The organism is Mesorhizobium robiniae, assembly GCF_040545535.1.
In the GTDB taxonomy this organism is placed as follows: Bacteria; Pseudomonadota; Alphaproteobacteria; order Rhizobiales; family Rhizobiaceae; genus Mesorhizobium; species Mesorhizobium robiniae.
In genome coordinates this window covers 307,768-318,321 of sequence record NZ_JBEPMC010000008.1, presented here as the reverse complement: position 1 = coordinate 318,321, position 10,554 = coordinate 307,768, and the positions used below count along the sequence as shown (strand labels likewise).

Annotated in this window: 9 protein-coding genes; 6 read left to right on the top strand and 3 right to left on the bottom strand. The window is 63.0% G+C overall.

Annotated elements, in window-relative coordinates:
* The 5 genes from ABID19_RS23165 to ABID19_RS23145 all read left to right on the top strand — a co-directional run.
* The coding region (locus tag ABID19_RS23165) for an OmpA family protein (RefSeq protein WP_354493262.1) at window positions 1-1,503 on the top strand (1,503 nt) is incomplete at its 5' end.
* 196 nt (window positions 1,504-1,699) lie between these two features.
* Window positions 1,700-2,128 carry a YybH family protein gene (locus ABID19_RS23160; RefSeq protein ID WP_354493261.1) on the top strand — a complete coding sequence of 143 codons (429 nt, stop codon included), beginning with the start codon at window positions 1,700-1,702 and terminating at the stop codon, window positions 2,126-2,128.
* Window positions 2,129-2,241: 113 nt separating this feature from the next.
* On the top strand, window positions 2,242-2,814 hold the full coding sequence (locus ABID19_RS23155) for a GNAT family N-acetyltransferase (RefSeq protein ID WP_354493260.1): 573 nt from the start codon (window positions 2,242-2,244) through the stop codon (window positions 2,812-2,814).
* Between the two features lie 162 nt (window positions 2,815-2,976).
* A complete protein-coding gene (locus ABID19_RS23150; protein ID WP_354493259.1) occupies window positions 2,977-4,593 on the top strand; it encodes a GMC family oxidoreductase in 1,617 nt (538 codons plus the stop codon).
* Window positions 4,590-5,801 carry a mandelate racemase/muconate lactonizing enzyme family protein gene (locus tag ABID19_RS23145; protein ID WP_354493258.1) on the top strand — a complete coding sequence of 404 codons (1,212 nt, stop codon included), beginning with the start codon at window positions 4,590-4,592 and terminating at the stop codon, window positions 5,799-5,801. Before ABID19_RS23150 ends, ABID19_RS23145 begins: the two co-directional genes overlap by 4 nt.
* 125 nt (window positions 5,802-5,926) lie before the next feature.
* Here the strand turns inward: ABID19_RS23145 and ABID19_RS23140 are convergent, their stop codons facing one another.
* Window positions 5,927-6,865: a diacylglycerol/lipid kinase family protein gene (locus ABID19_RS23140; protein ID WP_352933614.1), complete on the bottom strand. Its 939-nt coding sequence runs from the start codon at window positions 6,863-6,865 to the stop codon at window positions 5,927-5,929.
* Window positions 6,866-7,754: 889 nt separating this feature from the next.
* Here ABID19_RS23140 and ABID19_RS23135 point away from each other — a divergent pair.
* Entirely contained in the window at window positions 7,755-8,264 is a 510-nt protein-coding gene (locus ABID19_RS23135; protein WP_354493257.1) for a hypothetical protein, read from the top strand.
* On the opposite strand, the gene ABID19_RS23130 is transcribed toward ABID19_RS23135, so the two are convergent.
* Both ABID19_RS23130 and ABID19_RS23125 read right to left on the bottom strand, forming a co-directional pair.
* Window positions 8,261-9,229 (bottom strand): hypothetical protein, encoded by a 969-nt coding sequence (locus ABID19_RS23130; protein WP_354493276.1) that lies wholly within the window; start codon window positions 9,227-9,229, stop codon window positions 8,261-8,263. The two genes, ABID19_RS23135 and ABID19_RS23130, sit on opposite strands and share 4 nt — an antisense overlap.
* A 131-nt stretch (window positions 9,230-9,360) precedes the next feature.
* Window positions 9,361-10,407 (bottom strand): CapA family protein, encoded by a 1,047-nt coding sequence (locus ABID19_RS23125; protein ID WP_354493256.1) that lies wholly within the window; start codon window positions 10,405-10,407, stop codon window positions 9,361-9,363.
* Window positions 10,408-10,554: the final 147 nt, after the last annotated feature.

Genomic DNA, 10,554 nt, shown 5'->3' with positions numbered 1-10,554 from the left:
CGGCGCAAGGTGCGCGAAGCTGTCAAACGGCGTGCCGCCGAACCCGAGCCTGCGATCACCGAGGAACGCCAGAAGCGGCGCAAGGTGCGCGAAGCTGTCAAACGGCGTGCCGCCGAACCCGAGCCTGCGATCACCGAGGAACGCCAGAAGCGGCGCAAGGTGCGCGAAGCCGTCAAACGGCGTGCCGCCGAACCCGAGCCTGCGATCACCGAGGAACGCCAGAAGCGGCGCAAGGTGCGCGAAGCCGACAAACGGCGTGCCGCCGAACCCGAGCCTGCGATCACCGAGGAACGCCTGAAGCGACGCAAGGAGCGCGAAGCCGCCAGACAGCGTGCCGCCGAACCCGACGCGCCTGCGATCACCGAGGAACGCCTGAAGCGGCGCAAGGAGCGCGAAGCGGCGATGCGCCGTCCCGAAAACGCCGCCAGGCTCTTCGACAGCGCCAAGGAAAAGCCGGTGAGGCGCAAGCCGGGCGGCACCGAGCCGGAGCAGCCCGCTCGGGCCAGGGCCGAGCGGCTACCCAAAAGCGACGCCGCGGCGCAGGCGCGAGCCTCGACATATCCGGTGCAAGTCGGCTCCGTCATCTCCGAGGAAGGCCGCCGCATCGAACGCCCACGCAGGGAGCGTCCCGAGGTTCCGGAGGGCGCGAAACTCGTGCGCGAGGTCAACAACCGCTTCATCTTCCAGACCAACAACACCTATTTCATCGAGCGGCCCCGCGAGGAGCGCTTCATCATCGACGCGCGCGAGGTCTACTACGAGGAACTGCCGCGCAGCCGGCAGCGCGAGGTTGTGGTCCGTTCCGACCGGACGCGGATCGTCACGATCCGCAACCGCTGGGGAGATGTCGTCCGTCGCGTGAAGATCCTGCCCGACGATCGTGAGATCGTCCTCGTCTATGTCGAAGACGACTACTACGACGAGGTGCTGGAATGGCGCGATCCCGGCCTCGATCTGCCGCCGCTCGACCTCGACATTCCGGCTCGCGACTACATACTGGACGCGGAATGGGTTGAGGACCCCGAGGACTACTATACGTTCCTCGACCAGCCGCCGGTCGAGCAGGTGGAACGCACCTACTCGCTTGACGAGGTCCGGCGTTCGGCGCGCATCCGCGACAAGGTCAGGCGCATCGATCTCGACATCATCAATTTCGAGTTCGGCTCGACCCAGATCCCGGAGAGCGAGATCGGCAAGCTCGAAGGCGTCGCCGAGGCGATGCAGCGCCTGCTCAAGGAGAACCCGGGCGAGACCTTCCTGATCGAGGGCCACACCGATGCGGTCGGGGCGGAGGTGGCGAACCTGGCGCTGTCGGACCAACGGGCCGAGGCGGTGGCGGCCGCGCTGACCAACGTCTTCGACATCGCGCCCGAGAACATGGAAACGCAGGGATATGGCGAGCAGTACCTGAAGGTTGAAACCCAGGAGCCCGAACGCGAAAACCGGCGCGTCTCGATCCGCCGCATCACGCCGCTGGTCGCACCCGTGGCGAGCTCCGAATAGGCCCCACTCTTGTTTTGAGCCTGCCGGGAAGGAAGCGCCAGCCTCACCATTGCAAGCCCGCTCATATACCCCCGCGTAATTACGGTGACAGTGCACTAATTGCTCGCAACCCGCTGCGCTCGCGCTCGCAGTTAGTGCACTGTCACCGTAATGCTCATGCCCGGCGAGCGGGCGAATTATGAGATTGGAGGAGACGATGCCAGGCGTTGAAGCCGCGATTAGGGAACTGCTGGAGAGCCGATCTGCCGCCATGGGCGGCAAAGACATCGAGTGGCTTATGTCCCTTTACTCCAACGACATAGTCTATTTCGACCTTGTACCGCCACTTCGGTATGTGGGATCCAGCGCCCTCCGCGAGCGATTCTTAGACTGGTTTCCCCGCTGGTCTGGTCCGATCGGCCAAGAGCTTGGCCAATTGGATGTCGCTGCCGGCGACACGGTTGCCGCCGCATGGATGCTTATTCGGGCGCATGGCACCCTGAAAACAGGCGCGAATGTCGACTACTGGGTTCGCGTAAGCAATGCGTTTCGTCGATCTGGAGACAGATGGACGATCACGCACGAGCACGTTTCCCTCCCCGTCGACATGCGGAGCAGGACAGCAGTCTTGGACTTGACCCCATAGCGTCGCTGAGAAGCTCAGTGACGCCGGACGCATGCTGTCTAGGATAGAGCCTGAATTCCGAAGCCACTCGCGTCCATCATGCAGACCTGTGGTTTCATCGTGAAGCACCTGACATGAAACTTACCTCTCGCCCTCTGACATTGGATCTATGGCCCGCACTCGAAGACCTGTTCGGAGAGAGCGCCGTCTGCAGCCGCTGTTGGTGTATGTACGGGCGCATCGGCAGTGCTTATCGAAAGCGACCAGGCCAGGAAAACAAGGCCGCGTTCCGGCAAACCATCGAGAATGGTCCCTCCCCGGGCCTACTTGCTTTCGACGGCGATACCGCCGTCGGCTGGTGCCAGGTGACACCGCGAGATGCCGTGCCCTGGCTCGATCGGCTGTGGCAGCTCAGGCGGGTGGATGATGCGCCGGTCTGGTCCTTGTCCTGCCTCTATGTGCGAAAAGGATACCGCCGGCAGGGCGTCACGTCCCATCTGATCGCAGCGGCGCTGGAAGCTGCACGGAGCGCAAACGCCCCTGCGCTCGAAGCCTATCCTTTTGATGCCGATGTATCGCCGAGCGCTTCCGGCAGTGGATACGCCTCCACTTTCGCGCGCGCCGGGTTCAGGGTCGTCGCCCGCAGGGTGCCAGCCCGCCCGATCATGCGTTATGATCTCAAGCAAAATGCTGGTGATGGCGTGTGATGCTTGTACGCTTGTCCAGGAGGCAAGGCCACTTCGTGCAGGACACCCGAATCCAAACGAAGTACCGGTCGCTTTTTTCACAAGCGATGCCGGAAGCTCCGGTGATTGCGGCGGGTTGCGGCGTCTAGGTTGAGCGAAAATTCGGAGCCGGCCGCATCCATCATGCAGACTTTTGATTTCATCATCGTCGGCTCCGGCTCGGCCGGCTCGGTTCTGGCCGAAAGACTATCGGCCTCGGGCCGCTTCTCGGTGTTGGTGCTCGAGGCCGGCGGCACCGACCGACGCTTCTACGTGCAGATGCCGCTCGGCTACGGCAAGACCTTTTTCGACCCTGCGGTCAACTGGAACTACAAGACCGAGTCGGATCCCGGCCTCGCCGGCAATGTCGACCACTGGCCGCGCGGTAGGCTGCTCGGCGGCTCGAGCTCGATCAACGCCATGGTCTGGATCCGGGGCGCGCGCGAGGATTTCGACGCTTGGGCAGCGGCCGGCAATCCCGGCTGGGGCTTCGACGACCTGCTGCCCGCCTTCAAGGGCCTGGAGGACAATCAGGCCGGCGCCAATCAATGGCGCGGTGTCGGCGGTCCGTTGCACATCACCGACTGCTCCAAGGCTGTCCACCCGCTGACCAAGCGCTACCTCGCGGCTGCCAGCCAGGCCGGCCTGCCGTTCAACCCGGATTTCAACGGCGCGTCACAGGAAGGCGTCGGCATCTATCAGATCACCACCAGGAACGGCCGCCGCATGTCGGCCGCTCGCGCCTTCCTGCGCCCCGCCATGAAGCGCAAAAATGTCCACGTCGAGATCAACGCGCTGGCGACCAGGATCGTGTTCGAAGGCAAGCGTGCCGTTGGTATCGAATACCTCCAAAATGGTGAGACGAAAACTGCCCGCGCCGGCCGCGAGGTCATACTGTCGGGTGGCTCGATCAATTCGCCCCAGTTGCTTCAGCTTTCCGGCGTCGGCCCCTCGTCGCTCCTTGGCGCGCTCGGCATTCCCATCCTTCATGCCAATGAGAATGTCGGGGCGAACCTGCAGGACCATGTCGGCATCAATTACACCTTCAAGGGCCGGCTGCCGACGCTCAACCAGATCCTGCGGCCCTGGTGGGGCAAGCTGCTGGTCGGCATGCAATACATCCTCATGCGCTCCGGTCCGCTGTCGCTGTCGATGAACAATGCCGGCGGCTTCTTCCGCACTGACCCGGCGCTTTCACGGCCCAACATGCAGCTCTATTTCCAGGCGTTCTCGACCGTCATCCCGAAGAGCGGCGAGCGCCCAATCCTGACGCCAGATCCGTGGCCGGGCTTTTCCATCGGCCTGTCCAACTGCCGGCCGTCGAGCCGTGGCGAGATCATGATCCGTTCCAGCAATCCGCGTGACTATCCGAAGATCGTCGCCAACGCTTTTTCGACCGAAGCGGACGTGGCCGAAATGCTGGCGGCAGTAAAATTCGTAAGGAAGATCGCCTCCATGCCTGATATGGCCGACATCATTAGGGAAGAGGTGTTGCCGGGCCCGTCAATCACCTCCGACGCGGATTTGATTCTGGATTTCAGGAAACGCTCCGGCACCGTCTACCACCCGGTCTCGACCTGTCGGATGGGGCCGGACGCTGCTCGCGCCGTCGTCGACCCGCGCCTGCGGGTTCACGGCCTCGCCGGCTTGCGCGTCATCGACGCGTCGATCTTTCCCGATAACATCACCGGCAACACCAACGCCGCCTCGATCGTCACCGGATGGAAGGGCGCCGAACTGGTTCTGGAGGATCAAAAATGAAAATCACCGACGTCAAAACCTGGGTTGTCGGCAACCCGCCACCCGGCATCGGCGGCAAGTATTTCATCTTCGTCAAGCTCACCACAGACGGCGGCGTGGTCGGCTATGGCGAGGCCTACAACGCCACCTTCTCCGCCCACGTCACCGCAAGAATGGTCGAGGACATGGCGGAACGCTATCTCGTCGGCCGCGATCCGCACGACATCGAGACCTTCTTCCGCCGCGCCTATTCCTCCGGCTTCACCCAGCGGCCCGACGTTTCCGGCATGGGCTGTTTTTCAGCGCTCGAAATGGCCTGCTGGGACATCATCGGCAAGGAAGCCGACAAACCGGTCTACAAGCTGCTCGGCGGCCAGGTGAACGAAACGCTGCGTTCCTATACCTACCTTTACCCGCACACCGGCAGCGTCCATTCGGAGGACGCGCGCGGCAAGAACGTCTACAACGACCCCGATCTGGCGGCCGAATGCGCGCTCGAATATGTCGAGCAGGGTTTCAACGCGGTCAAGCTCGACCCGGCCGGCCCCTACACCGCCTTTGACGGTCACCAGCCGCGCCTCGTCGACATCGATCTCTCCGCCCGCATGGTCAAGGCGATCCGCGAAGCGGTCGGCACCAGAGCCGACATCCTGTTCGGCACGCACGGCCAGTTCACCGCATCGGGCGCGCTGCGCATGGCGCGCGCCATCGAGCCCTACGACCCGCTGTGGTTCGAGGAGCCGGTGCCGCCCGATATGCCCGAAGTGATGGCGCAGGTGGCGCGCGGCACGTCGATCCCCATCGCTACCGGCGAGCGGCTGACGACCAAGTTCGAATTCGCCCGCGTCATCGAGAACCGTGCCGCCACCATACTGCAGCCCGACCTCGGCCGTTCCGGCGGCATTCTCGAAACCAAGAAGATCGCCGCCATGGCCGAGGCTTATCACATCCAGATCGCGCCGCACTGCTATTGCGGGCCGATCGTCGGCGCGGCCAACATCCAGCTTGCGGTGACCTTGCCCAACTTCCTCATCCTGGAATCGCTGAAGCAGTGGGACGGTTTTCACGAAAAGCTGCTGAAGAAGAAGATCGAGTGGCAGGACGGCAACGTCATTCCGTCGAAGGAACCAGGCCTTGGCGTCGAGCTCGACGAAGCGGTCTGCGAGGCGCATCCCTGGACCGGCACGGACCTTCATTTGCAGATGATGCAGACGCCGCTAATGCCGTGAGCGGTTGGGGCGACCATCCGACCACCTTTTATCGCAAAGGCATATAGCCAAGCGATTCCAGCATGTTGGCCGGATCAATGGACTCACATCCGAAAGGACTTGAATCAGTCTCTCAACACGTTGATTCAATATCTGAGCGTCAGCGCGCCGGGCAGGATCTCGAAGGTCGCTGGTATGCGCCCCGGCGATTCGCCGTCGATGTCGACCAGCGCGCCGTTCTCTCGCACATCGCCCAACGGTTCGACAATCACTTTCTTGCCGCGCAAAATGGTAATCGCCGGATGGTTGCGGTGCCGCCCGCCATAGAGCAGCCTTATATCCCAGATCAGTTTCAGCTTGCCAGCCGCGCGCAGGATGACGATGTCGAATAGCCCGTCGTCCAGCTCGGCATCCGGCGCGATCATCATGCCGCCGCCGAAGAATTTTCCGTTGGCCACCGCCACCAGCGCCACGCGCGCCTCGACCGGGGCGCCGTCGTCGACGGTGATTACAACGTCCTGGAACCGATAGCGCATAAATTCCCACACGGTGCGCCAGTAGAACAGCGCCTTGGCCGACACCCTGCCCTTGCGTTTGTCGGCGTTGACCGCGCGGTCGGTGGCGCCCGAGAGTCCGAGGCTGGCGATGTTGATGAAATGGCGGCTGGCCAGCGCGCCATGGTCGTCGACATAGCAGATGCGGCCGGCATCGACTTTGCGGGCCTTGGCCCCGGCGATGCGCTTCAGCGTCAGGTCGACCTCAGCAGGCAGGCCGAGCCCGCGGGCGAAATCGATGCCGGCGCCGCAAGGCAGCAGGCCGAGCTCGGCCGTCCGGCCGCTTTCTGCAAACGCCTGCAGCAGCCCGTCGGCCACTTCGCTGGCGGTGCCGTCGCCGCCTGCCGCGATCACCAGTCCGAAGCCGCTGGCTGCAAGGACGAGCGCCAGCCGTTCGGCGTCGCCCTCGGCTTGCGTCTCGCGCAATTCGAAATCGCCAAAATGCTTTTTCAGCGAAGCACTGACCTCAGGCCAATGCCGTTTGAGCCGGCCACCACCGGCAATCGGATTGAGAACCACCCCGACCTTCAAGAACGCCCTCCCAAAGGACAGCAACGACACTGCTATCCTTAAATCCTTTGCCGGCATTGAAGCCCGCGCCGCAGTGTGGAGCAAGGGCCGAATGTTTGATCATGCTGCTCGCCGTAAATGAGGGCGTGTCACGCCCCCTGCATCTCGTCGAAAAAAACGCTCCGCCGCCGAGCTCAGTCCCCGATAATCCCGCTATCCACAGGCTCGCGGCTGTTTCGCCAAACGCTTATCCCCGGTATGTTAAACCCATCTCAGGCGGCTACCGATCGCCAAGTCGAAAGGCAAAGCGAAACGGCGGATTTCCTGAGGCCCGTACGGCCCCGAATGAAGGCAGGCTTGCTTGTTTTGAGGAGGGATGCCGAGACCTACGGGGCCGCGGAAAGCGTGCGAACGCCAACGGCGGACCGATGCTGCCATGAAGGACGGCAAAAACCTTCGATGGCGCGCTGGACGAAGCTCGCAAGGGTGGAAGACTGGCGTGGTCCCGAACGGACGCTGCTCTCGGGCAGTGACTGGCAGGACCGTCAACATCAAGGCCGGCATGGCGCGACGTCTTTACGGAAGTTGCTGCCGCGACCGTGTCCTGATCTGACAGGGAGGCGCTGGGAGAAATCCCGGCGCCGACTGTCTTTCTGGGCTCCTCTCGCGATCTGATCGCCTGCTTCACTTGAAGCAGGCTCAGGTTGAACGCATCCACAATTGGTGAGACCTTTCGGCCACAGTCAGGGACCGTGAAAATTGCGCGGCGCACCGTCACGCTCATTCCACAATCGCGGCCAAATCCCGCCTTGATCCACAGCGATTGATAACGCTTCAGCGTCGCGCGTCCTTTTCGGCCACGCGACGGATTCCAGTGGTATTTTGCAGACCAACTCAAAGGCACAAGACCGTGATCAAGACCGCCCTTGTCGCGATGACCATCGTCGGTTGCGACTGCGACGCCAGGCTTTGCGAATATATCGGCGAAACGCCGGCCAAGTGGTCGACCATCGCCGATTGCGAAGCGGCCATGAAAAGCCAGATGCTGCACCAGCGCAATTTCAACTATCCGCTCGTGTCCGGCATCTGCCGCACGACGCAGACGCCGTCGTCACAGCTTGCCACGACGGCCGCCATGCCTGAGTTGACGACGGCGACGCAGACCGCCACCGACCCACTCCCCCAGGAATTGAGCCGTCGGCCAAGTGTTGCTGTCGGGTCGCAGGCAACAGTCACGGAAACAGAGGCTGCCAGGCCGGTCGCCTATGAAGCGGCGGTCGATGGCGGTCGCGCCGTGCTCTATCGCACGAAGACCGGCTATGCCGTGGTCAAACCCGACCTCGGCCGCGCCGCATCCGCAACGATCGGCATGGCCAAGCGGTCGGCAAGCTGGCTGGCGGCCAAGATGCCGGACGGCTAACCCGCCGCCTCGTCCTGTGCACCGATCTTGCGCACCAGCGCCGCCGTCGCCAGCATCGCGCCCATGTCCGCGATCATCGGCGCAACATGCTTGGCGTAGTCGAGCGGCACCGAGATATCAGGCAGCTCGAAGAAGTTCTTGGTCTGCGGCAACAGCAGAAACCCATCGCTGCCATTGAGCGCCACGCGCGCCGGATCGTCGGGCCAAGTCTCGCTGAGCCATGTCAGCGCCTGCGCCAGCCGGCCGCTCACCAGCGGCTGCGCCGCCTCGACATTGTCGGAGCGGAAGTCGTAGGCGGCATCGAGCTCGGGCACGCCGCATGACAATTCCTGCATCTTGCTGGCGAACATGCCGCGGAAGAACCCGACGGCCATGTTGGCCCGCCGCGCCGCCACCAATATGCTGGGAAACGGCACGACGGTCTCGAAGGCGACGACGACTCCCTTGAATGCTATCGCGCTCGTGCCCGTGCCTTGCCGGAGATCCGCTTCGTAAAGCTCGAACGCAAATCCCTCGTAGCGGCCGGATATGACGTCGTCGAAGCGCTTGCTGTTGAACGTGCCGATCGTCTCGCGCGGCAGCCGATCGAACGAATTCGGCGTCACATCATGATCGTAGCGCATATCCCTGATAAAACCGAAGACGATCGGCAGCAGCGTCTTGCGGAACGATTGCTGCAACGTGCTCGTCGGCTTGATCGCCTGGAAATAGAGCAGGATCGCCGCCACGAACCCGACGACATAGAGGATCACATGCGGCGTCGAGAACCACCGCTCGTAGGGATCGGCGACCATATTGAAGAGCCAGGCCACCAGCGCCACGAACACCAGCACCAGGCCGACGAACAGCGGCACCCGCCAGCGGACCTGCCGGTAAGCCGAAGCCCGCCTCGCCTCATAGGCATCGAGGTTCCTTTTGATGCCGGCGATATCAGCTTCATCAGGCATGAAATCCGCTACGTCCATCGCCATCCCAACATCGAAAGGCCGAACACCCAGCTTGGACAATAGCTGATTTTGCGGAAAGTCGCGCGACTACGGCGTTGGGATGGTGGTGAGCCCACACGGTTGTCCGAGCCACTAGTCAACTGTGGCCATCAAATCCCGTTACCAAAAACCGCATCGAGACGAGCCACAACCTTTTGCCCTAATGCGCCCTCCAGCACCTCGACCGGAACCAATCGCTCATGGTCACCGGCGCGCAGCCGCATGAAGGGATGCAGCCGATAGGCGGCAACGGCGCCACGTGTGCCGACATCCGCGCTGATATCCACGGTCAGTATACCCCCGATCCGGCCGGGCCATGGCTGTCGCGCAAAAGCGGTGCCAAGAAAATCTCCGAGCCCATACGCAACGAGCGCCTTGCCGATCCGTTCCATCGGCTGCACGACATGGGCATGGTGGCCGGCGATCAGCCCGACGCCTTGCGCGGCCAAATGCCGTGCCAGTGCCCGCGTTGCGGCCTGGGGAAAGTGCCGGAATTCCCAATCCCAATGTGGCACGGCACAGATCAGATCGGCACCGTCAGCAGCATCACGCGGCCATTTTGTTGGATCGCCTTGCATCGACACTCGGCCCGCGAATACGGCCGCGCCGGCATTGCGCCATAGCGTGAAAGCGGCAAAGCCTATTGTCAGCGGTCCGACTGCAAGGCGTTGGACCGGACCGTCGGCTGCAATACCGATGCTGCGGATGCCAAGACGGTCCAGCGCCGCCACCGTCTCGTCGAAACCCTCGACGCCCTGGTCGAGCACATGGTTGTTGGCAAGCGACAAGACCAGCTTCTCATGCGAAATGCCGGCGGCCGCCAGCGCCTCGGCGAGAAACCGCTCGGTCATGGCGTGGTGGGTGCCAAGCTTCGTGCCCATCGCCGCGCTCGGTCGTTCCACAACCGGGCTTTCGCAATTGCCGACCACCAGATCGGCGGAGGCGAGCAGCGCAACGATCAGCGGATCGCAGTGCGGCGCGCTTCGATTGGCCACCGCCGAGATATCGCCTACGAAGGCCAGCCGCACCGCCCGTGCCGGCGGCGGCTCCATCGTCGCTGCGGCTGCCGGCGCAAAGCCTTGTTGGTCGCCGCTGAGCGAAGGCTTCAAGAAGCGTGGCAGCCAAGACAATTTGTAGGAAAGCGGATAGTTCGACACGCGCAGCCTGCACCGGAATGAAGGGCCAGCGTAGACGATGTGCCTGCCATAGCGAAGAGTTTCAACTTGACAGGTGACGGCAGCTATGCTAGGAATTTATTCATGGTGCTGATTTGCGCCAACCACCCGCCGCCGAGGCGGGTTTTT